Origin of the sequence: Lactobacillus isalae, assembly GCF_947539375.1 — a bacterium.
GTDB lineage: Bacteria > Bacillota > Bacilli > Lactobacillales > Lactobacillaceae > Lactobacillus > Lactobacillus isalae.
Map to the genome: position 1 here is coordinate 876520 of NZ_OX443569.1, position 25530 is coordinate 902049.

25 protein-coding genes and 1 CRISPR repeat array (1 of these 26 only partly in view) are annotated in these 25530 nt (G+C 33.9%); of the genes, 6 read left to right on the forward strand and 19 right to left on the reverse strand.

The features are described 5' to 3' along the window. Positions 1 to 97: 97 nt before the first annotated feature. The 6 genes from QM512_RS04225 to uvrC all read right to left on the reverse strand — a co-directional run bounded on the left by QM512_RS04225 (position 98) and on the right by uvrC (position 7327). Positions 98 to 424, reverse strand: a complete 327-nt coding sequence (locus tag QM512_RS04225; protein ID WP_282806272.1) for a lipopolysaccharide assembly protein LapA domain-containing protein — start codon at positions 422 to 424, stop codon at positions 98 to 100. Positions 425 to 432: 8 nt separating this feature from the next. After that, a complete protein-coding gene (locus QM512_RS04230; protein WP_282806273.1) occupies positions 433 to 1227 on the reverse strand; it encodes an SDR family NAD(P)-dependent oxidoreductase in 795 nt (264 codons plus the stop codon). 4 nt (positions 1228 to 1231) lie between these two features. Beyond that, on the reverse strand, positions 1232 to 2161 hold the full coding sequence (gene rnz, locus QM512_RS04235; protein WP_282806274.1) for a ribonuclease Z: 930 nt from the start codon (positions 2159 to 2161) through the stop codon (positions 1232 to 1234). 13 nt (positions 2162 to 2174) lie between these two features. After that, a complete protein-coding gene (locus tag QM512_RS04240) occupies positions 2175 to 4100 on the reverse strand; it encodes an acyltransferase family protein (protein WP_282806275.1) in 1926 nt (641 codons plus the stop codon). 30 nt (positions 4101 to 4130) lie between these two features. After that, complete coding sequence (gene obgE, locus QM512_RS04245) at positions 4131 to 5417, reverse strand: GTPase ObgE (RefSeq protein WP_282806276.1); 1287 nt, start codon at positions 5415 to 5417, stop codon at positions 4131 to 4133. Positions 5418 to 5524: 107 nt separating this feature from the next. Continuing rightward, positions 5525 to 7327, reverse strand: coding sequence for an excinuclease ABC subunit UvrC (uvrC, locus tag QM512_RS04250; RefSeq protein ID WP_282806277.1), 1803 nt, complete (start codon positions 7325 to 7327; stop codon positions 5525 to 5527). Positions 7328 to 7469: 142 nt separating this feature from the next. On the opposite strand from uvrC, the gene QM512_RS04255 reads away from it, so the two are divergent. The 3 genes from QM512_RS04255 (at position 7470) to QM512_RS04265 (ending at position 9922) form a co-directional block, all read left to right on the forward strand. Beyond that, positions 7470 to 8396 (forward strand): nucleoside hydrolase, encoded by a 927-nt coding sequence (locus tag QM512_RS04255; protein ID WP_282806278.1) that lies wholly within the window; start codon positions 7470 to 7472, stop codon positions 8394 to 8396. 8 nt (positions 8397 to 8404) lie between these two features. Beyond that, complete coding sequence (locus QM512_RS04260; RefSeq protein ID WP_282806279.1) at positions 8405 to 9016, forward strand: DedA family protein; 612 nt, start codon at positions 8405 to 8407, stop codon at positions 9014 to 9016. A 108-nt stretch (positions 9017 to 9124) separates the two neighbouring features. After that, the gene (locus tag QM512_RS04265) at positions 9125 to 9922 is read left to right on the forward strand and encodes a site-specific integrase (RefSeq protein WP_282806280.1); all 798 of its coding nucleotides are present in this window, start codon (positions 9125 to 9127) and stop codon (positions 9920 to 9922) included. A gap of 37 nt (positions 9923 to 9959) precedes the next feature. Here QM512_RS04265 and QM512_RS04270 read toward each other — a convergent pair whose 3' ends face one another. Continuing rightward, positions 9960 to 10625 (reverse strand): SDR family oxidoreductase, encoded by a 666-nt coding sequence (locus QM512_RS04270; RefSeq protein ID WP_282806281.1) that lies wholly within the window; start codon positions 10623 to 10625, stop codon positions 9960 to 9962. Between the two features lie 248 nt (positions 10626 to 10873). Between QM512_RS04270 and QM512_RS04275 the strand changes: the two genes are divergently transcribed. Next, entirely contained in the window at positions 10874 to 12226 is a 1353-nt protein-coding gene (locus QM512_RS04275) for an APC family permease (protein WP_282806282.1), read from the forward strand. Positions 12227 to 12287: 61 nt separating this feature from the next. Here the strand turns inward: QM512_RS04275 and QM512_RS04280 are convergent, their stop codons facing one another. The 3 genes from QM512_RS04280 to QM512_RS04290 form a co-directional block, all read right to left on the reverse strand. Continuing rightward, positions 12288 to 13094, reverse strand: a complete 807-nt coding sequence (locus QM512_RS04280; protein ID WP_282806283.1) for a Rib/alpha-like domain-containing protein — start codon at positions 13092 to 13094, stop codon at positions 12288 to 12290. Between the two features lie 217 nt (positions 13095 to 13311). Then, entirely contained in the window at positions 13312 to 13695 is a 384-nt protein-coding gene (locus QM512_RS04285; RefSeq protein ID WP_282806284.1) for a DUF1828 domain-containing protein, read from the reverse strand. An 80-nt stretch (positions 13696 to 13775) separates the two neighbouring features. Further along, a complete protein-coding gene (locus QM512_RS04290; RefSeq protein WP_282806285.1) occupies positions 13776 to 14177 on the reverse strand; it encodes a hypothetical protein in 402 nt (133 codons plus the stop codon). Between the two features lie 190 nt (positions 14178 to 14367). Between QM512_RS04290 and QM512_RS04295 the strand changes: the two genes are divergently transcribed. Next, the gene (locus tag QM512_RS04295) at positions 14368 to 15009 is read left to right on the forward strand and encodes a hypothetical protein (protein WP_317133740.1); all 642 of its coding nucleotides are present in this window, start codon (positions 14368 to 14370) and stop codon (positions 15007 to 15009) included. A 34-nt stretch (positions 15010 to 15043) separates the two neighbouring features. Here QM512_RS04295 and QM512_RS04300 read toward each other — a convergent pair whose 3' ends face one another. Continuing rightward, the gene (locus tag QM512_RS04300) at positions 15044 to 15484 is read right to left on the reverse strand and encodes an 8-oxo-dGTP diphosphatase (protein ID WP_282806287.1); all 441 of its coding nucleotides are present in this window, start codon (positions 15482 to 15484) and stop codon (positions 15044 to 15046) included. 121 nt (positions 15485 to 15605) lie between these two features. Here QM512_RS04300 and QM512_RS04305 point away from each other — a divergent pair, with 121 nt between their 5' ends. Beyond that, positions 15606 to 16445 carry a hypothetical protein gene (locus QM512_RS04305; RefSeq protein WP_282806288.1) on the forward strand — a complete coding sequence of 280 codons (840 nt, stop codon included), beginning with the start codon at positions 15606 to 15608 and terminating at the stop codon, positions 16443 to 16445. A 119-nt stretch (positions 16446 to 16564) separates the two neighbouring features. Here the strand turns inward: QM512_RS04305 and QM512_RS04310 are convergent, their stop codons facing one another. The 8 genes from QM512_RS04310 to QM512_RS04345 all read right to left on the reverse strand — a co-directional run bounded on the left by QM512_RS04310 (position 16565) and on the right by QM512_RS04345 (position 24183). Further along, positions 16565 to 16744, reverse strand: a complete 180-nt coding sequence (locus tag QM512_RS04310; RefSeq protein WP_282806289.1) for a hypothetical protein — start codon at positions 16742 to 16744, stop codon at positions 16565 to 16567. A 188-nt stretch (positions 16745 to 16932) separates the two neighbouring features. Next, positions 16933 to 17850: a M48 family metallopeptidase gene (locus tag QM512_RS04315; RefSeq protein WP_282806290.1), complete on the reverse strand. Its 918-nt coding sequence runs from the start codon at positions 17848 to 17850 to the stop codon at positions 16933 to 16935. Positions 17851 to 18119: 269 nt separating this feature from the next. Beyond that, on the reverse strand, positions 18120 to 18545 hold the full coding sequence (locus QM512_RS04320; protein WP_282806291.1) for an HIRAN domain-containing protein: 426 nt from the start codon (positions 18543 to 18545) through the stop codon (positions 18120 to 18122). Between the two features lie 363 nt (positions 18546 to 18908). Next, positions 18909 to 20795, reverse strand: a complete 1887-nt coding sequence (locus QM512_RS04325; protein WP_282806292.1) for a BglG family transcription antiterminator — start codon at positions 20793 to 20795, stop codon at positions 18909 to 18911. Between the two features lie 22 nt (positions 20796 to 20817). Then, the gene (locus QM512_RS04330) at positions 20818 to 22275 is read right to left on the reverse strand and encodes a glycoside hydrolase family 1 protein (protein ID WP_282806449.1); all 1458 of its coding nucleotides are present in this window, start codon (positions 22273 to 22275) and stop codon (positions 20818 to 20820) included. 1 nt (position 22276) lies between these two features. After that, positions 22277 to 22615 (reverse strand): PTS lactose/cellobiose transporter subunit IIA, encoded by a 339-nt coding sequence (locus QM512_RS04335; RefSeq protein ID WP_282806293.1) that lies wholly within the window; start codon positions 22613 to 22615, stop codon positions 22277 to 22279. Positions 22616 to 22627: 12 nt separating this feature from the next. Beyond that, the gene (locus tag QM512_RS04340) at positions 22628 to 23857 is read right to left on the reverse strand and encodes a PTS sugar transporter subunit IIC (RefSeq protein ID WP_282806294.1); all 1230 of its coding nucleotides are present in this window, start codon (positions 23855 to 23857) and stop codon (positions 22628 to 22630) included. Between the two features lie 20 nt (positions 23858 to 23877). Continuing rightward, entirely contained in the window at positions 23878 to 24183 is a 306-nt protein-coding gene (locus QM512_RS04345; RefSeq protein ID WP_282806295.1) for a PTS sugar transporter subunit IIB, read from the reverse strand. A gap of 254 nt (positions 24184 to 24437) precedes the next feature. Then, a CRISPR array of direct repeats spans positions 24438 to 25530; the repeat unit is 36 nt; unit sequence GATCTAAACCTTATTGATCTAACAACCATCTAAAAC; it runs 66 nt beyond the window's last position.

The following is a 25530-nucleotide window of genomic DNA, read 5'->3' on the forward strand; positions in this document are numbered from 1 at the left end:
ATAGAATTGAGACTTGCGAACCTTTAAATAAACAAATTCACTAAATACTCACGTATTTCAATGATACAATCTAAGAGCCGATAAATCAAGTCCAATCTTATTTTGTAGCTTCAGAATTATTAACTTTCTTCAATTCAGCTATTTGTTTATCTTTAGATTCAATTTCGCTCCGATATTTATTATCTAATTCTTTCTTCTGTTTTGCTAGTGCTTTTTTTACATCTGAGGAGACTTTTTCACCTCTTCCAATTAAAAGAGAAACCAAAGCTCCCAAAAGTAACATAATAACTAAGACAATTATTAAAGGCATTTTTGGTTGGAAAAAGCCAAAATTAATTGCTACAGGCTCTGTATTTAAGCAGGCAAAAATTACTAGTACTAAAACAATTATTAATCCAATTACAAGGTTTCTTTGTTTATTCATGATTTTGCCTACTTTCTACTAGCAAATTTTAAGCTTGCCCAATCTCCAATACGAGGGAAAATTTGGTAAAGCTTAGCTAAAGTAGCTAAACTCAACGGTAAGTTCAACTCACGACGGTTAGAACCAAAGAAGTGAACTACTTGCCAAGCTACATCATCTGGATCAAGCATGAAGCGTTGAACATTATTAACATAAGAGCCGCTTTCATCTGCGATATTGAAGAAATTAGTGTAGACTGGTCCCGGATTAACTGTCATAACTTTAACGCCAAATGGCTTTAATTCTAAACGTAAAACGTTTGAAAATTGGATAACAGCTGCCTTGGTAGCACTGTAAGCAGCTGTTTTAGTAGTTGGTACAATGCCAGCAATGGAACCAAAATTAATAATTTGACCATCTTTTTGATCAATCATGACACGAGCAACAAGACGCGTGAAGTACATTAATCCTAAGACGTTAGTTTGGAACATATCAGTTACTACTTGAGGTGAAGTTTCTAAAAACTCCTTAAACACGCCAAAGCCTGCTGCATTAACTAAATAATCAATATGGTCGACATGACTAATAATTTCATTAAAGGCACGATCAATTTGATCAGCTTTACTAATGTCAGTTGGAAATACAAAAACATCGTTTCCTGAAAGTTGACGAGCTTCGTTAGCAATCTCCTCTAATTTATCTTGATGACGCGCCATTAAAATGACAGTCGCCCCACGACTTGCACTTTCTAAAGCAATTGACCGTCCAATGCCACTAGAAGCTCCAGTAACTACTACTACTTTGTCCCTTAATGAATTACTCATATTATTATCCCCTCAATGTGATTTCAAAATTATCTAGGTCATTAGCTAACCGTGTATGCTTGAAAATCTTTCTTGCTTCATGTTCTAACTGCTTTCCAGCTTTTCCAGTGTAGCGAGCAGAAATATGCGTTAAATATAGTTCTCCAACATGATGATCTCGAGCAACACGAGCTGCATCTACACACGTAGAGTGAAAATAGCGATGTGCCATTTTTTCTTCTTCTCCGTTAAATGTTGCTTCATGAACTAAAACATCTGCATTATCTGCTAGCTCACCAATATTTTTGGTTGGACGCGTATCATAGATAATTGTAACAATTCTCCCTGGTCGCTCCTCTCCCAAAAACTCTCTTCCATCTAGCTTTTGACCATTGCTTAAAGTAATGGTTTTTCCAGCCTTTAATTGACCAAGAAGTGGACCATTTGGTACATTGTACTCTGCCACTTTATCCATCAATAACTCGCCAGGACGCGGCTTTTCAACTACTCGGAAACCGAAACTTGGTACACGGTGATCTAAACGCGCAGTGTACACGGCAAAAATATCATTTTCAAAAATCAAGCCGTCTTCTTTTAGTACAGCGTACTTAATTGGATATGATACGCGAGTTTTTGAAACTCTTAAAGAAGTTTGAACGAATTGTTCAATTCCAGCCGGCCCATAAATTGTTAATGGTCCACCGTCACCTTGAAAAGAGCGAGATGAAAGAAATCCTGGAAGGCCAAAAATATGGTCACCATGTGTATGCGAGATAAAGATTCGTGTTACTTTTCTAGGTCTAATGTTAGTCTTTAAAATTTGATGCTGAGTAGCTTCTCCTACATCAAATAGCCATACTTCATTTAATTCATCTAATAATTTAAGCGCGGTACAGGAAACGTTTCTACTTTTTGACGGTTGCCCTGCACTTGTTCCTAAAAATTGTATTTCCATGAAAACCCTATTTCTAATATTTTCCTTCAGTAACTAAAGTCTTAGTTACATAGGCACTGTAAAATTTCGATCCTGTTGGAGTTGGGTGCGTATGATCATCATAGAACCAGTCTTGATGACTACCAGCAAATTCATGCCATTTGATAATGGTTAAATTTGGATATTTCTTAGTTGCCGCATCTAGTTCGCCATTAACTTGATCTTGCCAATCACGAGTTGGAACATGCGTATTAATCCAAAAAACATGCCTCTTTGGTCCGATAATTTGCATTAAATGATCAAGATCTTTAGGCGAGAAAGGTCCGTTCGTTCCAAGTCCAATCAAAACATTGTCATTCAAGGCACCCTTTTCTTTATATTGCTCAAAAAGTGGAATAGTATCACTTAATTGACGAGAAACAGCGGCATCGACAATTAAGTGCGGCATTAACTTTTGTAAGTTTTGACTAGAACCAGCCATCACAGAATCTCCAATTGCCGTTACCTGAATCTTTTGAGCCAGCTGCAAGTCAACTTGTGAAATTCCATATTTTTCAAAATCCTTATTCACTGGCTTAGTAGCTGCAGCTTTTTTAGCTTGCTTCAAAAGTTCAGCCTTTGAAGTTGGAGAAGACTTCTTTTTAGACTGTGCTTCCTTAATTAATTTTTTATTACTTTTTAGCTGCTTACTACGGTTTGACTTGATTTGCGTTGCTAATTCAGAATGATTTGGATTTTCTGCCTTCACAGTTGGTGCCTTAATAATTCCAAAACTACCTAAAATAAAGACAATTACTCCTGTTGCAAACAAGGCTTTTGCTTGATAGTGCTTGGCTTCTAAGTTTAATGCTTTAGTTAAAAACTGCCTTACCTTTTCCCAGTTAATTCGACCAAAAGGCTTTTCAATGAAGCGATAACTTAATTCAGCAATTACTAAAATTAAAATAATCTCAATTGAATGATACAAAACAACATGGTCGGCAATATCTTTCACCTTATCTTCAAAGAAAATCATAACTGGAAACTGGTACAAGTAAATACCATAAGAACGTGATCCAATCCAGTTAAAGACTGGGTTAGTTAGCCACTTATTCCAACTGCTACCAGGATGAGCAATTACTCCGACAAAAATCATTGTTACTAGCGAGAATAAAAACATCCCTCCACGATAGGCAAAAGCTTTTTGCGGATTAAAAATCGGACTAGTAGCCATTAGTAAAATACCAACTAAAGCTGCACCGCCAATAATGTTTAAAAATCTTCTATCACTTTTTTCAAGATTAGCATTTAATTTCCAAGTTGGCCAAAAGACTGCTAGCATTGCGCCTAGCCCTAAAGAAAAGAATCTGGTGTCAGTTCCATAATAGATTCTACTTGTATCAACACCAGGTTTAAATAAAAATGCCATCTCTAAAGCAGAAAATAGTGTTAAGGCTGTAATTGTCCAAAAGATTGTTTTTTTCTTTTTGGCAAACCTGACTAATAAGAAAATCACCAATGGCCAAACTATGTAGAACTGCCCCTCAATTGACATTGTCCATAGATGAACAAATGGTGATTCATTAGAAGCAAAACGTTCGAAGTAGCTTTGTCCATTTTTTATCTGCCAAAAATTATAGACATTCAGTAAATTAGTAACTACTATTTGATTCAATTTAGCTAGAAGATTTTGCTGAAAAAGTAAGATATAGGCACTACATCCCCACAATAATGCAATCATCTGAGGATACAGTTTCTTAATTCGTCTTACATAAAAAGACTTAAAATCATACTCTCCCCGCTCTTCATAGGCATGAAACATATGGTCTGTCACTAGGTATCCAGACAGTACTAAAAATATCGGTACACCTAAATATCCACCCATAAATTGATTTGGATTAAGGTGATAAAGAATTACTCCAATAACTGCTAAGGCACGAAGTCCGGCATAACCCGTAATAAAGCGGTTCTTTCTTTTCAAAAGTCTTACTCCCAACTTTTTTAAATTTTACTAATCTACAAATTCAAAAGTAAAGTCAGCTATTGAAACATCGTCGCCAGTTACTGCTCCATTTTCTCTTAAAGCTTCATCAACACCCAAACGCTTTAATTTACGAGCCAGAAGCATAATTCCATCAGTATGATCAAGGTTAGTTCTTTGAACGAGACGCTCTAGCTTATTGCCAGTAACAATAAAGCTATGTTCACCGGTTCTCTCAACTTTAAATCCTTCATCTTCTGGCTTCTTATAAACGTATTCTTTTTCGGCAACTTTAATTTCTGCTGGTTTTTCAGCTTCCTCTTTAGCAACTTCTGCAACAAGATCAGCTGTCTTACCCATTAACTCACTAACACCCTTATGAGTAACGCTTGAAATAGGATATACAGTCTTATCTCCTAATTTCTTCTTAAATTCAGCAAGTTTTTCTTCGCTTCCAGGAATATCCATTTGCGTTGCTACAATAAGTTCTTTCTTAGTTGTTAAATCTTTAGTGTAACCTGCTAATTCCTTGCGAATAGTCTCATAGTCTTCATAGGCATCTCGGCCATTATTCGGATCCATTGAAACTAAGTGCAAAATAACTTTAGTACGTTCAACATGGCGTAAGAATTGAATTCCAAGTCCAACACCCTTAGATGCACCTTCAATTAATCCTGGTAAGTCTGCCATTGAAAAGTCACGACCATCAGGAAGAACTACCATTCCTAAGTTAGGAGTTAAGGTAGTAAATTCATAAGCAGCAATCTTTGGCTTAGCCTTAGTTACAACAGATAATAAGGTTGATTTACCCACTGAAGGAAATCCAACTAATCCTACATCTGCCAAAACCTTTAATTCTAGGCGTAAAGTACGAAATTCTCCCGGCTCACCGTTTTCAGCAATTTCAGGAGCAGTTCTAGTTGGAGTAGCAAAGTGAATATTACCTCTTCCGCCTTTTCCTCCATGGGCTACTACAAGCTCTTGCCCATTTTCAACTAAATCACCTAAAAGTTCACCAGTATTAAAATCATAGACACTTGTTCCCATTGGTACTTTTAGGCGTACATCTTTTGCACCACGTCCATATTGAGATTTGATACGGCCATTTTCGCCATTATCAGCCTTAAACTTACGTCTAAAGCGAAAATCCATTAAAGTTCTTAAGCCGGAGTCAGCAACTAAGATAATACTACCGCCTCGGCCACCATCTCCACCTGCTGGACCGCCAAGTGGAACATATTTTTCATGTCGAAAAGCAACGGCACCGTCGCCGCCCTTTCCTGCTTGTACATCAATTTTTGTTTGGTCGACAAACATTATGTGTGCCTCCTTTATATATCAATTTATAATTAAAATTTTCCTTAAAGTTTCTTAACTATAATACCATATCAAGCCCTATTAAATCAGGTCTTTTCTAGGTTAATTTATAAACTCAATTTTACAGTTTGCGCTTGTGGAAGAGTTAAGCCTGCTTCTCTCAATTCATCAACCGATGCTTCTTTAATTTTCTTTAAAGAACCGAATTTTCTAAGAAGTTTGTTTCTCGACTTAGGACCAATCCCTTTAATTTCATCTAATTTACTTGAAAGAGCATTTTTAGCATGTGTTCTGCGGTGAAAAGTAATGGCAAAGCGGTGAACTTCATCTTGAATTCTAGTCATTAAGTAAAAGCCTTCAGACTTGGGATTCAAAGGGATCAATTTTAATTCTTCACCTTGAGTTGGATCTCCAAAAATCAAGTGATTAGTTCTGTGATGATCATCCTTAACCATCCCGGCAACTGGAATATTAACATTCAGTTCATTTCTTAAAACATCTAAACATGCATCAACTTGAATCTGTCCTCCATCCATTAAAATTAAGTCCGGCATCTTTTTATGTTCTTTTAACAAACGGCTATAGCGTCTCCGAACCACTTCACGTGTATTTCCAACTTCGTCAGCCGCATTTTGATGCTCAACTTCACCTTTTAACTTATATTTACGATACTCATGCTTGTCTGGCTCGCCATCTGTAAAAACTACTAAAGCTGAGACTGGGTCTGCTCCTTGAATATGCGAATGGTCAAAACTTTCAATTCGATGTCCGTAAGGTAATCCCAGGGCATCAAAAATTTCCTTTTGTGCACCCTTGGTCTTACGGTTTCCTAATTCTAACAAGCGGAACTTTTCATCTAATTTTAGCTTAGCATTATCATGTGCCATTTCTAACAATGCACGCTTTTGGCCTCTTTGAGGAGTTCTTACTGGAACGCCTAAAACTTCAGATAAAGCTTCATTGTCAATTCCAGCTGGAACTAAGACTTCTTTTGGCAAAACACGATTTCTTTGCCCATAAAATTGTGCAATAAAGGATACAAAGGCATCTTGAGGCTCGTTAGTATCCGTCAAAGGAAATAAACGCGTCTCTCGACGAAGCAACTTAGCTTGTCGTAAGAAGAAAATTTGAATTGAAATCCAAGATTTATCAACATAAAAATTAAAAATATCTCTTTGTGTATGATCGTTAGAAATAATCTTCTGCTTTTCAACGGTTTGCTCAATGTATTTCAGTTGATCTCTAATTTCAGCAGCACGTTCAAATTCTAAATCCATTGACGCCTGCGCCATTTTTTCAGTTAAATCCTGCTTAACCTGCGAAATATCCCCATTCAAAAACCGCTTTATTTTTCTAATTTGAGCATCATAAGCACTCTTTGGTACTTCCTTAAAACATGCACCTAGGCATTGTCCCATGTGATAATAAAGACATGGACGACCTTGATGGCCTGAGCATCTTCTCAATGGCCAAACTTTTTGAATGAACTTAAGCGTTGCTTGGGCAGCATAAACATTTGGATAAGGTCCAAAATAGTAGCCATGATCCTTATGAACAATTGATGTTAGACGTGTTTGCGGATCGCGTTCATTAGTAATTTCAATATAAGGATAACCTGTTCCTTGTTTTAATTGCACATTATAGTAAGGCTGATATTTTTTAATTAAAGTGATTTCTAATAAAAAAGATTCCTTATCTGAAGAAACAGTAATAATATCAAAATCACGTATTTCACGAACAAGTTCGGCACGTCTGCCAACTTGCTTACTCTTAAAATAGGAACGAACGCGGTTCTTTAAGTTTTTGGACTTTCCCACATAAATCACATTGCCATTAACATCTTTCATTAAGTAGCAACCTGGTTTATCTGGCAAAAGTTTTAATTTATTTTCAATATATTCCGTTGCCATTAATTATTTTTCCTTCCTATTAAAATTCCCATAGTATTTTATCACGTTCCTTCTTAAAACCAAGTAAGATGCCTTTTTTATTTACGCAACCATTCATTTTCTTATAAAATAGAATGTAGACAAAAAGAAAGGTCGCAAATAAATGAAAAATATTTATTTTAATCATGATGGAAACATCGATGATTTAGTTTCACTTCTTTTGCTATTGCAAGCGCCTGATATCAAATTAATTGGAATTAGTGCAATTGATGGTGACGGCTATATTGATCCAGCAGTAGAAGCTTGTCGTAAAATGGTAGATAAATTCAACTTACGCGGCGACAAGCTAGAAGTAGCCCGCTCTAACTCACGCGCCATTCATCAATTTCCAAAAGAATGGCGGATGGCAACTTATTCATTTAATTACTTCCCTATCTTGAATGAAAGTGGAGAAATTAAAACTCCCGAAGCTGCTTTACCTGCTCACTTAGATATGATCGATAAAATTAAAAAAGCAGATGGTCCCGTTACCCTAGTCATGACAGGTCCAATTACTGACCTAGCAAGAGCCTTAGATGAAGATGCTTCCATCCAATCAAAAATTGACAAGGTTTACTGGATGGGCGGTTCATTAGATGGACACGGTAATGTAGTTAGCGTAGACGCAGACGGAACGCAAGAATGGAATGCCTTTTGGGATCCAGAAGCTGTAGGTCGTGTCTTAGATTCAGATCTTAATATTCAAATGGTCGGTCTTGAAAGTACTGAAGAACTTCCATTAACTGATGAGCTGCGTCAACACTGGGCTAGTTTAAGAAAATATCCAGCTATTGACTTAGTCGGCTTAGGTTACAGTTTAATTATCTCAGTTCCTAATGCAGAACTATACTTATGGGACGTTCTAACAACTATGTCTGCTCTATATCCTGAACTGGTTGAAACTCGTCAAGTTAAGGCAAATGTAATTACTTCAGGTTTAGCAAGCGGTCGGATGTTCATTGACCCTAATGGAAAAGAAATTACTGAAGTTACAAAAGCAGATAAAGATTCATTCTTTAAGAAAATAGATAAAATTTTAGAAAGACAATAAACATATAAATGACAATTTGGTTAACACAATTTATCGAAAGCTTTGGCTATATTGCCATTATTCTTTTAATTGCCGTTGAAAATATTTTCCCGCCAATCCCTTCTGAGGTAATTTTGACACTTGGGGGATTCTTAGTTAGCGGAACAAAATTAACTTTAATTGGAGTTATTTTAGCTTCTACACTTGGTTCAATTATTGGAGCAATAATTTTATTTTCTATTAGTCGTAACCTAACTTTACCAAGACTAGAAAAATTGCTTGAAACTAAACTGTTCAAGCTTTTAGGTTTTAAAAAAGACGATGCGCAAAAAGCAATTGACTGGTTCGATAAACATGGAATTGGTGCAATTTTTTACGGTCGCTGCATCCCTGTTGTAAGAAGCCTAATCTCAATTCCTGCAGGAATTGCTCATGTTGGCTGGACCAAGTTTTTAGTTTTAACTACATTGGGAAGCTTAGTTTGGAATAGCGTTTTAGTTGGCTTAGGCCATTACATGGGGAAAAATTGGCAAGTTGTAGTTAGAATCTTTGATGATTATACACTTGTAATTATTGCTATCCTATTAATTTTATTTATCTACTTTGGAATTAAATGGTATAAAACTAGAATCAAGAAGTAAAATTTTGCTGTATACTGGTTGGCGAACTGGAAGTTCGCCAACCTTTTTTGTTATAATTTATTTTATTGTTAAAGTAACAATTACATTTATGTTAATGAGGTACAAAAAATGATATTTCCTTATGAAAAAAATTTTAATCAATGGTGTAAAAGTCAAAATCTTGCACCAAGAACAATCACATCAATTAATCAGTCGCTCTATTACTTTTGGAATTATTTTTTACAAAATTCAAACTCAGAACCCAAAATTACTAATGTATCCGCTCAAGATATCCGATCTTTCATTGATCACCTAGAACAAGATCAAAATAAAACAATTAGTACGATCAATAAGTATGTTACCCACCTAAAAAAGTATTTCTCTTTTCTTTACGACCATCAACTGGTTAAAAATTATCTTTTTATCGATCTTCATGGCTATACTTTTGATCGAACACCTCATATCTGTATTGACTGGATCGACCAATTAGACGAAATTATAACCTGGCCTGAAATTAGTTTGACATGTAAAAAAGTTCTAATTTTAATCGCACATGGTTTTGATCCTAAAAACTTTCTTAGCTTAACTACGAGCGATCTTGAACAAGTCAAAAATGCTAATTATCAAAAGATTTTACAAGCCAATACACTCGACAAGCCCCTAGTCTTTCAAACCAAATCTGGTAAAGAAATTGCAGCTCTTACTTCTTTAACTAGAAAAATTGCTCCAGATAAAGAAATTCTTAATTTTGATCTCACTCCTGGTAAGCTTCGACTTTCTTATATTTACTATAAAGTAAATGATCCTAGTCTCTCAGACTTAAAATTAATGGAAATCCTAAATTGCAATCGAAAAAGTTTAACCTATTATCGTAATCAATTGGATAAACTTAAATTAGCTCCCTTTACACCAAAAAGAACGGCCTAAGTTAGCCGTTCTTTTTATATTCTTAGTTTTAAATGCCTTAATACCATGCAGGCTTATCGCCATCTGTTCCTGGCTTGTCTAAGCCAACATTTGCTTTAACATCTTTTTCTGGATTTTCAATTAAATTAGCGATATAGTCAGCCACGCTTAAGCGAGATACTTCAGTTCCTTTAAATGGCGTTTCAGCCCCCACCGTCTTCTCATAGCTAACTTCATCCTTATTAGTTAACCATGCAGGTCTAATAATTGTGTAGTCTAAGTCGCTAGCTGTAATTTGATCAGCCGCTGCGCGATAAGTTGTTAAATATGAACCCAAAATATTTTTATTCCATTCTCCAAACTTTCCAGGTACTTCATCATAAATTCCTAAGGAAGAAACCCAGATCAAACGCTTAATATTATTTGCATCCATTGCCTTAACAACGGTTTTAGCCTGATCCTCAATATTTGAGCCAGCCAAATTAGCATAAACAAGATCAACGCCTGCTAAAGCAGCCTTTAATTCTTCGAAATTACTTGCGTCGCCTTTGATTACCTTTTCTCGAGCCTCATTAACTTGATTTAGCTTATTTGGATGACGTAGATATAAAATCATATCAATATCGTCTTTCTTTAATAGCATTGGTTCAACTAATTGAGCAATTTGACCAGCAGCACCTAAAATAGCAATTTTTTTCATTTTTATTTTCCTCGCCTTATTCAAAAATAATTTTAATTCTAATAAAAACTCTTCAACAAATATTAAGCTAAAGTGCAAACTTGAATAATTTCAGTCATAATTTTCTCCTTACCTAGCTATCCCTACTTACAATTTAATAGTAATACTTATTATTAATAAGTCAACTATCTATTATTGATTTTATTATTTTTTCTTGAAAATTCGTATAGATTTACATTTTTAAAGCATTACAATAGATAAAGGAGAACGTTACTAGATAGAGAGGTAAAAAAATGACTAATAAAAGTTCTGTACCTAAGAAATTATCCTTTATATCAATATATTTCTTAGGTATTAATGCGGTCATTGGATCAGGAACTTTCCTGCTACCTTCTGTAATTTATCGTTACATGAACCTAACAGCTATTCTTGTTCTTCTATGTACTGCTGTCACCGTCAGCATGATTGCCCTGTGCTATGCTGACTTATCAAGCCGTTTCACACAATCAGGAGCCGCCTGGCTTTATTCATATAATGCTTTTGGTCGCTTTTCTGGTTACGAGTTGGGGATTTTCACCTGGTTTTTGGGATGTACAACTCTTTCAGCTGAAGTAGTTGCTTTGCTGACGGTTTTAAAGAGTTTTCTACCAATTTTTAAAAATAATGCTGTTTACATTAGTAGTATCATCTTTTTAATCTTACTGTTTTCAATCATTAATTTCTTCGGTAGATCCTGGGTAAAAATTGTCAATAATATTTCAGCTGCTGCCAAGATTATTACTCTGATTGTCTTCATTATTGTAGGAGCTTTCTTTATTAAAAAAGCAAACTTCACTCCTGTAATCCCGCATGCTGCATTAACTGGTGTTACACCATTCTTTAAACATTTCGGTGATGCATTTACACCAATCTTTTATTTGTTTACTGGCTTTTCATTTATTCCAATTGCTGCTAAGCAAATGAACAACCCAGAAAAGAATATCCCACGTGTCTTAATCGCGGTTATGACTAGTGTGACAATTCTTGACTGCTTAATGTTATTAGTAGCAATTGGCTTGAGTGGTCAAAAGTTAGGAACCTATTCTAATCCTCTGGCTAGTGCCTTAAAAACTGGGGTTGGCCAATGGGGCTTTGCCTTTATGATCATTGGGATGTTAATTTCAATTTTTGGTGTTGCCTTTAGTGCTTCATTTAATACCCCATCATTAATTGCTTCACTTGCTAATGAACATGGGATGTTACCTAAATGGATTGGAAAGAAAAACAAACATGATGCGCCTTGGGTTGGAATTATCTTTACAGCTATTTTATCGGCTGCCTTAGCTACTCAAAGCTACCTATTTCTTGTTTCCTGCACGGTTCTAGCATCATTTGTTCAATATGTGCCATCAATTTTAGCGGTTATTAAGTTTAAGCATAGCAATGAATATCCTACTCATGGATTTTCTCTTCCTGGAAAATATACAATTCCAATTATTGCTTTAATTATTTCTTGCTATATGGTTACTAACTTTACCCCTAAGACTTTGCTCTTAGGAGCAGTTGTTGCGGTAATTGCAGCTGCCTGCTACTTCTTCATTGATAAAGATGAAAAATTAGAAAAAGAACATGAGGACTTTTTAGCTAAATTACGGCATACAAAATAAATGCATATACAATAAAACGAGCTTGCGAATAAATCGTAAGCTCGTTTTATTATACTTAATTTTAAAGTTTGTTCTTTAACTTTCTGCCCCAAATAGCTACTGCACCAATAGCTGCTACTACTAAACCACCAACTACAACAAGTGGATTGACAGCCTTTCCTTCAGTTTCTGGTAATTGTGTTGCAACAGAAACTGGATTTGATGTTTTCTTACTATTTTTGTCTTTATCTTTAGAAGTGTTTTCAACGCTGACATTCTTTTCAGTAACTGTAGTAGAGCCTAAATCTTTTACCACTACATCTTTATTAGCACTGTCATCGCTAGTCTTATTTGCATTCACTTTAGCAGTAGACTTTTCTACATTTTCATTTGAACTACTACTTTGCTTACTTGCATCTGATGAAGATACTGAAGCTGAAGAGTTATTGGTTTCATCAGACTTACTCGTCTTAGAATCTTGTGCTGCAGTATCTTTAACAGTTACATAAACAGCTAATCTTGATCTAGATCCATCTGGGAAAGTTACATAAACTGTACCATAACTTGTGCCCGCCTTATTAATCTCAGGAGCTTGATCCCAATTTGCAACAGTACCTGCTGGAACCGTGCTCCAATTAGAAATACCACTTGTTGCGTCTGGTAAAACACCCTTACTAGTAGTTAAAGTTTTGACTGTTAAAGGATTAGTGTAAGCTTGTAAGTTTTTATGTTGTTCAAGCTGAGTTTGATAAGTCTTAGCTTGATCACTAGCTGCATTTGCACTATCAGTAGTTGCAGCAAAAGCAGTACCATTCAAACTTAAGGAAGCAAGCATTGCTGCTGCACCTAAACCTGTAATTATGTTTCTTTTCTTAATTTGTCTCATCATAATTCACGCTCCTCAGCAAGGTAAGCTATACTTAAACTTGCTGTTCTATTTACTTTTATTATACAGTAGTTTTACAAAAATGTTACAAATTAATAGAATTTTTACATTCTTTGTAATATTTTAAGAAATTGCTATTATTAGCGCTTTCATTATCTTTATATCATAACTACTTTTAAAACAAAAAAGTTATGCTTAAAATCGTGATCAGACAATAAATCTAATTGGCTAAGTAAGTCAAGGCAACCTGTAATTGTGTTAAATCACTAATGGTTTGCGCAATATCTTCTTGATCGACAATTTGATAAATTTCTGAATTATCTTCATCAAATTCAAAACCTGCTCCAATTACAATATCAGCAGCCTCTTCAAGTAAATCAAAATTCTCCTGACTTGGATCTAACTTGAATAAAGTTCCTCCATCATCAGTAATTCGGTACGTGCCATCCATTTCTTTCTCAATCCAACAATAAACTAAATCTCCATATGCTCCAATCAATGGGGTAGCAACTTCAATATCATCGCCTGCTTGAATAAAATGAATATTTTGTTTAAGCCAATTCATCGAATTTTGTTCAATTGATTTTAATTCGGAATCTTTCATGTTTATCCCTCCTGTGCTTTCATTAAATTATAACTTAGAAAGACAAAAAAAAAGAAGCTAAACCATAGCTTCTATAATTCTTATCTAGTAAGTTGAGCGAATTCAACTACCCGATTTAATAATTGAGCAAAATTATTTACTTCGCTTCGCAAATCATGACCATTAATATAATCACGAGTCAGCTCACCGCGATCATCAAGTAAAACGCCAAATTCGCTAGCTAAGCGTGCAACATCGGTTGCAATACTTGAAAAACTGCCGATATTATCATCAATCGCTCTAGCAGTAAAGAAGCGATCATTTAGGGCATAAGTACCATTAGGGTAAACGATTAGATTGAAATGAATTGTATCATTTAGTCCATCAACTATATTAGTAGAAACACGATATTCATTCTCATCTACTGGTTCGATAGAAAATGCAGAACTAATACCATTATCATCTCTAAAAGATTTCATTAAAACGTCTTCAAGATCATACATAAGCTTGACCTCCAACATCTTTATTTAACAAATTAATTAACTACACTTTCTATTATATCTTTTCTCAAAAAAATATGTTCTTTAAGCTCTGAAATTCAAAAAATAATATATTATTTTCAATATAGCGCTATTATCACATAAATTAGCTGTCTTATGTTAATAATTTTGGTTATAATAAAGAGAGTTTTAAGTGGAGGAATTCAATTTGAAAAAGTTAATTGTTGGTGCTTTAAGTTGTGGTCTTTTATTACTAGCTGGTTGTCGTAATAACTTAGTGGAACCTAAACACAAGTCTTCCGCAGAAGATTACGCAATTATCCAGTCTTCTTCCCATAAAAAATCCCACAAAAAAGTGGAACAGCCTAAAAAGAAGAGCGAAGACAAAAAGAAAAAGACGGATGATAAGTCAAAAGACGAAGATAAAAAGATGGATGATCAAATCGATACTCTAAATACTAATGATGAGACTAGCTCAAGCTCTGAGTCTCAATCAAGTTCATCTGTTCCAGCTTTAAGTAACTCTAAACGCGAGAATAATGCAGAAAATAATAGAAGTTTTAGATCAAACTTTGGATCCTCTTTATACACTATTCCGCGTCAAAATTATAGTTATTACACTCCTCAGCGTAGTTACAATAATTGGTCAACAAATAGTAATACTAATTCAAACAACCAGAGTTCTGCAACAAGTAGTTCGAAGTCAGAATCAAGTGCTTCTTCTAACACTTCATCTGAAAATTCTTCAAGTTCAACTGAAGAAAATCAAACACCGGCTACACAGAATAACGATTCTAATTCAGCCGAATCAAGTGAAGAAACTCAAAACGACTAATATTAAAAAGGCACTCAATCAAAAGAGTGCCTTTTTAATATATTTGATCTATTTTTCCATCTAGCAAGTGTTCACTTATATCTTTATCAAAGAAAACCGGCAAATCATGATCAAAATTATAGGCTAATTTCTTACTTTTCAGTTCTTCTTTTGTCATCCAAGACAGCTTTCCTTCGTCTGAAGATTTTACTCTTCCAGTAAAATCGGTCGCAATATAAAAGAATACTAAGTATCGCTCATCATTTTTATCAAAGAATTGCTTTACACCAACTAAACGCGGATCTTTAATGGATAGTCCTGTTTCTTCTTTAATTTCTCTAACTACAGAATCATGAAAAGACTCGTGCGATTCAACGTGTCCACCAGGAAAAGTTAAGCCGGGCCAAACAGGATCATTTCGATCAAGAACTAAAATTTTATCTTTTTTCTTAATCATACACATATTAGTTAAAGTTACAGGTTCAGAGCGCTTCATTATTTAAAGTTCACTTTCTATAATAATTAAGTTTTATTTTACTACTGTCGATTCATTTTTCTAAATACTTATTTATTAGTATAATTAATATACATAGAATAATTATTAGAAGGAATTAAAAATGACTTTGCAAATTAATACCCGCGTTGATTCTATCACATGGCCACTAAATCAAAACTTAACTAACCAAGAAATAATCTCTCAATTAGAGCTAACCGTAACTGAAAATGGGCAACTAATTTCAAACGATAATTTAAGTATCAATAAAAAAGCTGTCAATCGTTCAGAAGCAGGCGTTTATCCGGTAATCATTACTGCAATTGGTTCTAATAATGAATATGCAACTAAGAAAATTCAAGCTTGGGTAACTGACAAAAATAATGTAAGTAGTGCTACTCATCCTCCAGTGCGCCCTACTCCTGCTCCGCAGTATAAGGCACCATCTCAAACAACTAGTCCAAAAAAGAAAAGTAAGAAAAAAGTTGTGTATATCGTACTTGGAATTCTTGTGCTGCTAATTGCTATTATTTTTGGAATCTCGGCTTGCCAAGCACATAATGACACGGTTCAAAATGAACAAGCACAAAGCAACGCACTTAATAATACTAACAGCAAGTTAGATAATTTGTCTGAACAAAATAAACAATTAATGCAGCAAAATAAAGAACTGCAAAGCGCTATTAATACCTATAAGCAGGATCAAAATAAAGAAGAATTACAAAATCAGTTAAATCAAATAAAAAATGAAAATCAACAATTGAAGAATAACGCAACTAATAATCAAGCCTTGCAAAACCAAATCGATCAACTGGGCTCTACTATCGATCAAATCAAACAAAATCCAAATCAGGCCGATTCATTATTAAATCAAATGAAAAATAATCAAAACGAATTTATGCAGAATTTAAATGCAGCCTTTCAAAAATTAGTTAGCGACTTTCAGCAAATGATTGGTAAATAGATATTTTAAAAGGGATGTTTCTGGTGTATAGAAACATCCCTTTTTTGATGACTCCACGTGGTGTGGAGAATAATTTTTCATCTTAAAAATTGATTCAATATAGTCAAATTCACCTTTTACTAATAAATCAACAATTTTATTATCATTTGCATATATGCTCCTACAATTTCATGTTTTTTACCATCGTCAATTAATAGATATTTATGTTCAAAAATGTCATTGGTACCTTGAAGACCAACCCATGAGATACCTTTTTCAATGTAGGGCGTTACAACTAAAATCTTTAATTTTTTAGTCATTATATCTTTTACCCTATACAAAATTTTACTTATACTACTTCTTAATTATAAATGAATTCAATTACTAAATGCATTTGGGTCTATATACAACTTCTCAATAGCATTAATTGAAATAGATCTATAGAGATTGTATTTCTCGTAAAATTATTTTCTTCATTAAACATCCAAAATGATGCTGGATCTCTCTCCTACTTAATTTTATCGCTATTCTTCAACCGTTCTATCCTCTTATCTAGCGGAGGATGATCAGAAAACAGCCGATCAAGCCAATTACCTGCATTTGGCAAATTAAAATATAAGTGTTGCAAAGTCAAATCCTGAGAACTAATTCCTGGTGTTGATTCACTTTCATCCATTTTTTCAAGTTTAGATAAAGCCGAAATCAAACCACTCGGCTCACGCGTTAAGTCAACTGAACCTATATCGGCTAAATATTCTCTCTGGCGCGAGACTAGTAAAAACAAAAGTTTAGCCAAAGGAATACCAACGATCGAAATAATCCCACCAACTATAATTAAAAACATTGCAAAGAATTTAATAATCAGTCCTAGCCATCCCTTGCTCTCGCTAGTCAATACGCCCCAACCAAACAATACAATTCCAATTCCAGTCATAGTGATCAAGCTCGTCAAAGCACTCGCTAGCACTGTAATACGTGTATCGTAATTTCTAATATAAGAAAGTTCATGGCCAATAACGCCTTGAACTTCTTTCTTGTTCATCATGCTCAGAAGTCCTTGCGTAAGAGCTAAACTTGCATGTTCAGGATCGCGTCCTGTTGCAAAAGCATTTGGATCTGGATCAGGAGTAATATAAATTTTAGGAACAGGCAAGCCCCCTGCTAAACAGAGTTCCTCAACAAGTTCATATATTTCAGGATCGCTTTCTTTAGTGATTTCAACCGCATTCGTAACTTTCATTAAATGCTGAGTTGCATCAAAGTAAACGTGCGCAATATAAATTAATCCGATAATAAAAAATCCAATTCCTACATATGAAGTAAAAATCATCCCAAGAAAAATACTTAATACCAGTATTAAAACTGTATACAATCCCAAAATGATCCATGTATTTCTCTTATTTTGTTCTATTTGTTTATATAGCATTTTTCACTCCAACTATTTATGCTAAAAGTCTATGAACTAATTATACAAAATTTTCAATTGATAATACCTAAAATGTCAAAAAATGCTATTATTTGAATTAAGGATGACTGATATATCAAGGACCTTTTAGTGTATTCTCCACGTATGTGGAGATGATCCTTTGACGGTTATTAACCCAAATAAAGTTAATTCGTGTTCTCCACGTATGTGGAGGTATTAAAAAGGTCTGTTATCACCAAGTAACAGACCTTTTTCTTATTTAAAATATTCTAATTTGCCAAGTAAACTTTAATTACTAACTCCAAGTTTTTACCATCCCAATGGAAGTTTTTTACTCGACCAAATAAAAGATTCCCAGAGTCAATCAAACGACTAAAAATCAAATTATGTTCACGTGGAATATAACCTAATTTTAATCCATACGGAGTAGCTACAGAAATAGCATTTTTATCGTATTTGTTATCAGTCTCACGTATTAATAAAACTGGATCATTCTCTTTTAAACGCGGAATCACCTTATCTTCAAGATGTAAATAGTCAGATCCACGCACTTCACAACCGTATAAAAATGTGCTGTGACTTTCCCCTGATTGTTTATAATAGACTTTTTTCAAATCAGTAACTTGATTTTCTAACTTATCAATTCTGTCCATTAAGTCTGTGATTAAAATATCATCATTTCTATAAATGCTCATTGTCTGATACACTTTCTTTTCTATGTAAAAACTTATATTGCCTAATATCTATTGAATAATAGTGGGTTTCTTTTGCTAAGCATTTTAATAAAAAATATTCTTGTTTTACATTTCTAAACAAAAAACACCCTCATTAGTAATATAAAGGTGCTTTCCTCGCAATAGACTCCGTAGAGTATTTACCGCTCTTCCTTGTAACTTTTACTCTACTATATATTCTATTTAAGTCAATGGCTTCATTTAGAAATTGATGATTACACATACAACTTTAATAAACTCTACTCGTATGCAGAAAATATAAAAGCCCATTAGCTTAGCCAAATTAAACGCTAAACTAATAGACTTTTTCAATTAGTTCAAATATCACAATAAATCGACTAATTTAATAATAAACTCACTGTAGCTATTGCAATGAACTAATTGGCTCACATTATTAATATCTGTCACAATGTTTGATAATTCATCAAATACATCCCTAAACAACTTCTTATTATCAGGATCAATCGCGAGGGCAATAACTAAATATACCTCATTGTTATTACTCCACTTAATACCACGCGGATTAATAATAATAAAACCACGGCTCTTGTTGGCGGACATTGTTAACGAATGCGGAATTGCAACTCTACCAAACGCTGTACTCGACATATCTTCACGATTATACAGCGCCTGCTTAAAATTCTTATCAACGACTCGTTCTTTAGAAAATCTAGAACCAACTAAATTAAAGCAATCATCTATATTAGTAATTGCATCACTTTTTTCAAAATCTTCACTATTAAAAAACTTAAATAAATTCTCTTGAAAGATATCCTTTCTAAGCTGATGTTGCTTAGTAGTAATTGCAATCGTTAATTTCTGGATATCATTTTTTAAGAAAAACTGTGAAATATTAACCGTACTTATTTTTTCGTCAACATAATTTGTATCAACTGCGATAATGAGATCTATTTTTAGTTTCCTTGCATGCAATTGAATAGGATCATGAATTTCATCTTTAATATTAATATATTGAGCAAAATGCTTTTGAATCTTTCTTGTTAACACAGCTGCATTGTCATAATACTGGGGGATTAGTATAACCGCAGCTAACTTTTGTTTATCAGAAATTTGTTCTGCCATTGCATTTCCGATATGCATCGCAATATATCCAATTTCATTATCATCAATAGTTATATTCAGCTTTTGAGAAATTCTGTCCGCTATAATTACTGCACATTCATAAATAGTAGGCGACGAATTTTTGATATTAGTTGCAATGGGATTATGCTGAATTTTTTCTTGACGAGCTCTTGCAATTAAACGATCTAAATGAAGAGCAAATCGATCCTTAAAATTATCATTATCTAAATTAATATGATAATTGCTCCAAACATAGCTAATTAAATCTGCCACCACGTCTGCTGTTTCTGGATTAATCTTATTATGTAGATTACTATCCTTATCAATAACAGATGCCTCAACGATTAATTCTAATTCTTGAAAATCCGGTGATTCAAACTTTATTGAAAGTGCATTTTCAACTGATTCTACAATTTCACACGCGAGTGCATTTTTATCGTTAATATTATAATATTTTTCAAGATTAGATTTTGATATTACATGACCGTGTTTTAATCTTGCAAACACAATTACAAAATGTAAAAGAATATTATTCAAATCAAAGGTATTAAGATAAATATTTCGGTGATTAAATGACTCTAAGATTGTTTTTCGAAGCAAGCTAACATCAATATCCTTAAAATTCTTTTGGATAACTTCTTGATTCATAAAAGTTCCAGAAGTTTCTTCATATATTAATGCACTCAACAAGCTTCTCTTTCTTCGCTCTTCACCAATCAACTCAAAGTTATCACCATGTCTATCTAGCTTCATTCCAAAAGAAGCTACCTTATTTTTTACTTTATTTAAATCTTGTAATATTGTAGTTTCACTCACATATAATTTGCTTGCAAGATCATAAAAATTAATTACTGAATCTTTTGTAATGAAATAATTAATAATCCAGTTAATTCTCTCCTTAGAACTACTCTGCGTAGAAACTACAGTCTTTTCATTTTCAGAAACTTTTTTATATTTTAACTTATAACCTTTAATACTAGATTCTATTGGATACTTTTCTGCTTTCCAAAAACTAATGTAGTTTTTAATTGTTCGACTGGAAACACCAATTTCGATGGCTAATTCTTGAGATGTATGCCAACTTGGATTTTTCTGTAAGTATTTTAATAAGTTATCTCTCTTACTCATTGACAACCATCCCACTTTCTAACTAGATTTCAGCGCCATTAGAAGAAATCACATTTTTATACCACTTATAACTATCCTTCAAATAACGTTTACCGCTACCTTTTCCTTCATCATCTAAGTCAACATAAATAAATCCATATCTCTTAGACATTTGTTGTGAAGAACAAGAGACAATATCAATTGGGCCCCAAGCACAATAAGCAATCACATCCGCTCCATCATGAATGGCGCGCCCTACTTGTTCAATATGCGCTCTTAAATAATCGGAACGATACTGATCATAAACTTCATGATTATCTTCTAATTCGTCATATGCCCCAAGTCCATTTTCAGCAATAATAATTGGTTTTTGATAGCGATCATAATATTGAGAAAGTGAATTATACAATCCTTGTGGGTCTACCGACCATCCCCAATCGCTTTGCTTTAGGTTAGGATTGTCACTGGTGTCTGCTGGTTGCATTTTATTCTTCGTAGAATCAACCATCTTAGAATAGTAATAAGAAATAGCTAAAAAATCCATCGGATTATCTTTGATTAGATTTAACTCTTCTTCAGTAGTTTCAAGATGAATATTGTTATCAGCAAAATAATTTAATGCAAACTTAGGATACTCTCCTCTAAATTGCACGTCTGTAACAAAATATTGCATACGATTTTGTTGCATAGCCAAAACTATATCGTCTGGCTTGCTACTTGCTGGATATACTGTTCCATCAGCTACCATCGTTCCAATATGAAGATTAGGATTATGTAATGATTTTGCATATTTTTGAATAGCTGCAGCCGCAACAAATTGATTATGCATAGCCTGGTACAATGCTTCTTGCATATTCTCGTACTGATCGCTAGCTACTCCGACAGAAAGCCATGGTTCAATCTGGACCATATTGATTTGATTAACTACAATCCAGTACTTTACCCTATCGCCAAAATGATCGAGTAAAACTTTACCAAATTTTTCAAACATTGGAATAACTGCTTTATTTGGCCAACCACCATATTTCAAAGTAATATTGATAGGCGTTTCATAGTGATTCATGGTAATAATTGGTTCAATACCTAGCTTTATCATGTAATCAATCATTTCATCGTAATGCTTTAAAGCAGTTTCATTTGGATTTTTATCATCTCCATTTGGAAAAATTCTCGACCAATCTAAGGATGTTCTAAAAGTTTTAAAACCTGCATCCGCAAGAAGTTTCAGATCTTCCTTGTAATTATGATAAAAATCAATGCCAAATCTTTTTGGATAGTAATCAGTTGTATCCTTGGAATTCTTTTCTACTTGTTTAACCGTCATTCCTTCGGTCTCAATTTTTTGAATTTCAGCATTTGATAAATCTTTCAAATAAGGTTGGACGTCTGATGAATTTAAACCTTTTCCATCTTCTTGATAGGCGCCATCAGCTTGACTGGCTGCTTGTGCTCCTCCCCAAAGAAAATTTTTAGGAAAATATGGATACTTGTTTTTCCGCATCTTAATCATTATGTTTCTCCTTTTCATCACGCTTTTTAAATACTTTAATTAAATGAACTGTTAGCTTATACTCGCTATTAATAGTCATTAAAGTGTCTTGCGCATGTGTGAACAGAACAGAATACTCAACCTTCTTACCTTCTGCCTCTTGTTGAATTTTTGCTGTTTGCAAACGGTGAGCTATTACTAGTTTTTCCTTTGCTTTCTCCATATTTTCTTCTGCAGACTGGTAATCAAAATCGGCAACATTATCTAATGCTTCAGAGATTAATTCTCTAGCATCTCCAGCATTAATAATTATTTCCATTGTGTCTTTAACAGATTTGTCATTTTCATTCATCTTAAACTCTCCTTATGCTTTTTCTTCTTTAATTAAACTATTGTCATAAACCTTCAAGAATGGATACCAAATTAAGCCACCTACAACAAATAAGATTAATAATAAAATTATTGAACTAATAGCTGGACTAACAATCCAAGTCACAAACGGAAATGGAATATACCACATTTGCATTAAAGAGTGAGGAATTGGAGACAAACCAGCTTTAAACCATAATGAAGTAATTAATGGTAAAACGATTCCGTTAATCCAAAGCGGAATCATTAAATATGGGTTCCAAACTACGGTACCAAATACAACTGGTTCATTAATGTTAAAGATTGAAGGTAAAATACATGCTTTACCTAGTGCCTTCATTCTCTTAGATTTAGTTGCAAATAGCATTAATAAAACTAATGGTAAAGTACAACCAACCCCGCCAATCCATGGAAAACTATAAACCAATTCGCTAGTAAAAATATGAGTAGCGACATGACCAGCAGCAACTTCTCGTGCATTAGCTGCAATTCCAGCAAGCATCACAGGTTGATCAATAGCTGCTAAAACCCAACCTGAAATTCCCATTGAATAAATAAAACATTGGAAAAACAGGAATAAGGTAAATCCCCACCAAGTATCTAACGATGTAGCTAACGGTGAAAAAATATTTACAATTAGTTGATAAAAGTTAAAGTGCAAGATATCTGATAATAACCAACCTGTTGCGATTACTACTGTGATTGGTAACATCGAATCAAACCATGCAATAACAAAATCTGGCATTGATGTATCATCGCTAAAGAATGAGAATTTACCGAATGCTTCCATAATTAGAGCAGTATAGATCCCTACAACCAAGGCAACAAACATACCACCAGCACCGAGTTCGGAAAATTGGTAAGAAATAATTGATCCACTCTTATCCCAAGTTGGATTAGCAAGCATCAAAAACAAAGCAACTGATGAAAGGCCTGCAATGATTCTTTGCTTGTTTAATTTCATATGTTCCATAAAATTAAACGGAAATAGAAAAGCAATAAAAATTGAAACTAAGCCAAATGTAAAACTACTAATTGGTGCTAAATTTGGCCACCATTTCCAAAAATTAAGCGGAATATTTAATAAAGTAATAAAAGAACCAACAAAAATAAATGGAAGTACTTCCAAAATAGAATTTTTTATGGTTACAATCCAACCGTTGTTAGCTATCTTCTGCGCTCTGGGTGCAAATTTAGTATTTAGAAAATTCATAAAACCGTTCATTTTATTTACCTCTTATGAATTTAACTTAGCTGACTTTGTAAGTCTTCAACTGCTGCTTTGCCATCTAATATTGAATAATAATCTGGCTTCATTAAAATTACTTTTACTTTGTCAGGTACTTGCGCTTTAATTGTATCAAACTCTGCCTTTAAGTGAGGTCCTACCATTAAAGCGTCAATCTGATCTGCATAGTCACCTAATTCTGCTTCACTCCGAGCCTGAATCTTGTAATCTAAACCAGCCTTCTTTGCTGCTTTTCTCATGTTAGCAGCCATAAAGCCTGATGATGCACCTGAACCACATACTAATAAAACATACTTAGTCATTTTTAAATCCTCCATTAATACTTTCTTTTTATTTCTCTTGACACTTATATAGTATTAAACAAGCGCTTACATTTAAAATACACTTTTGCACCACAGAGGTGAAAAATGGTTTGGAGGGTATAAAAAAGCCCATTGCAAAAGCAATGGACTAATAGTGTAATTATGACTAATTATCGTAACTCACTATAAATTAAACTTTAATGATCTTAGCAACCATCTAAAACGGACTGCTTGGCTACGGCTTGCACTAAAGTGATCTAAACCTTATTGATCTAACAACCATCTAAAACTCACCAGCTTTGCGTTTACTTTGTGCCAGGGATCTAAACCTTATTGATCTAACAACCATCTAAAACTACCTTCAGCTACGTACATCAACATCTTTCGATCTAAACCTTATTGATCCAACAACCATCTAAAACACGTAATCTTAGGTGCTACACCCAAGGAATGATCTAAACCTTATTGATCTAACAACCATCTAAAACTGTTTCTGTGCCATATTTACAAGGCTACTTGATCTAAACCTTATTGATCTAACAACCATCTAAAACAGACAAAAGTAATAAAAAGAAGTATTATATGATCTAAACCTTATTGATCTAACAACCATCTAAAACTGGCGAAACCAATGAACTAGATTCTTTTTGGATCTAAACCTTATTGATCTAACAACCATCTAAAACCGTTTATATCTTTAACGTTCAACCTGGTTTTGATCTAAACCTTATTGATCTAACAACCATCTAAAACTTATGAAGATACTTATTGTTGATATTATGCGATCTAAACCTTATTGATCTAACAACCATCTAAAACAGCTTGCTAATTTGTTTTGAGCTTCCTTAAGATCTAAACCTTATTGATCTAACAACCATCTAAAACTTATGAAGATACTTATTGTTGATATTATGCGATCTAAACCTTATTGATCTAACAACCATCTAAAACTATAATTAGTCATGTAATAAAAATTAAGAAGATCTAAACCTTATTGATCTAACAACCATCTAAAACAGCTTGCTAATTTGTTTTGAGCTTCCTTAAGATCTAAACCTTATTGATCTAACAACCATCTAAAACGGATCGTCTGGGTTGTATCGAGTGATGGATGATCTAAACCTTATTGATCTAACAACCATCTAAAACTAGAATTATACTCGCCATTAGGATAATCATGATCTAAACCTTATTGATCTAACAACCATCTAAAACTATCAAAAAATACATTTAACGCCTTTACCAGATCTAAACCTTATTGATCTAACAACCATCTAAAACCTCCAACTTCCCCCGTTAAAACGGTAAGAGGATCTAAACCTTATTGATCTAACAACCATCTAAAAC

Coding starts and splice junctions, on each gene's coding strand:
- QM512_RS04340 (WP_282806294.1), bottom strand. CDS start 23,857: ATGAACGGTTTTATGAATTTTCTAAATACTAAATTTGCACCCAGAGCG.
- QM512_RS04255 (WP_282806278.1), top strand. CDS start 7,470: ATGAAAAATATTTATTTTAATCATGATGGAAACATCGATGATTTAGTT.
- QM512_RS04310 (WP_282806289.1), bottom strand. CDS start 16,744: ATGACTAAAAAATTAAAGATTTTAGTTGTAACGCCCTACATTGAAAAA.
- QM512_RS04345 (WP_282806295.1), bottom strand. CDS start 24,183: ATGACTAAGTATGTTTTATTAGTATGTGGTTCAGGTGCATCATCAGGC.
- rnz (WP_282806274.1), bottom strand. CDS start 2,161: ATGGAAATACAATTTTTAGGAACAAGTGCAGGGCAACCGTCAAAAAGT.
- uvrC (WP_282806277.1), bottom strand. CDS start 7,327: ATGGCAACGGAATATATTGAAAATAAATTAAAACTTTTGCCAGATAAA.
- QM512_RS04230 (WP_282806273.1), bottom strand. CDS start 1,227: ATGAGTAATTCATTAAGGGACAAAGTAGTAGTAGTTACTGGAGCTTCT.
- QM512_RS04335 (WP_282806293.1), bottom strand. CDS start 22,615: ATGAATGAAAATGACAAATCTGTTAAAGACACAATGGAAATAATTATT.
- QM512_RS04225 (WP_282806272.1), bottom strand. CDS start 424: ATGAATAAACAAAGAAACCTTGTAATTGGATTAATAATTGTTTTAGTA.
- QM512_RS04305 (WP_282806288.1), top strand. CDS start 15,606: ATGACTTTGCAAATTAATACCCGCGTTGATTCTATCACATGGCCACTA.
- QM512_RS04280 (WP_282806283.1), bottom strand. CDS start 13,094: ATGATGAGACAAATTAAGAAAAGAAACATAATTACAGGTTTAGGTGCA.
- QM512_RS04260 (WP_282806279.1), top strand. CDS start 8,405: ATGACAATTTGGTTAACACAATTTATCGAAAGCTTTGGCTATATTGCC.
- QM512_RS04285 (WP_282806284.1), bottom strand. CDS start 13,695: ATGAAAGATTCCGAATTAAAATCAATTGAACAAAATTCGATGAATTGG.
- QM512_RS04300 (WP_282806287.1), bottom strand. CDS start 15,484: ATGAAGCGCTCTGAACCTGTAACTTTAACTAATATGTGTATGATTAAG.
- QM512_RS04320 (WP_282806291.1), bottom strand. CDS start 18,545: ATGAGCATTTATAGAAATGATGATATTTTAATCACAGACTTAATGGAC.
- QM512_RS04275 (WP_282806282.1), top strand. CDS start 10,874: ATGACTAATAAAAGTTCTGTACCTAAGAAATTATCCTTTATATCAATA.
- QM512_RS04290 (WP_282806285.1), bottom strand. CDS start 14,177: ATGTATGATCTTGAAGACGTTTTAATGAAATCTTTTAGAGATGATAAT.
- QM512_RS04265 (WP_282806280.1), top strand. CDS start 9,125: ATGATATTTCCTTATGAAAAAAATTTTAATCAATGGTGTAAAAGTCAA.
- obgE (WP_282806276.1), bottom strand. CDS start 5,417: ATGTTTGTCGACCAAACAAAAATTGATGTACAAGCAGGAAAGGGCGGC.
- QM512_RS04330 (WP_282806449.1), bottom strand. CDS start 22,275: ATGCGGAAAAACAAGTATCCATATTTTCCTAAAAATTTTCTTTGGGGA.
- QM512_RS04325 (WP_282806292.1), bottom strand. CDS start 20,795: ATGAGTAAGAGAGATAACTTATTAAAATACTTACAGAAAAATCCAAGT.
- QM512_RS04315 (WP_282806290.1), bottom strand. CDS start 17,850: ATGCTATATAAACAAATAGAACAAAATAAGAGAAATACATGGATCATT.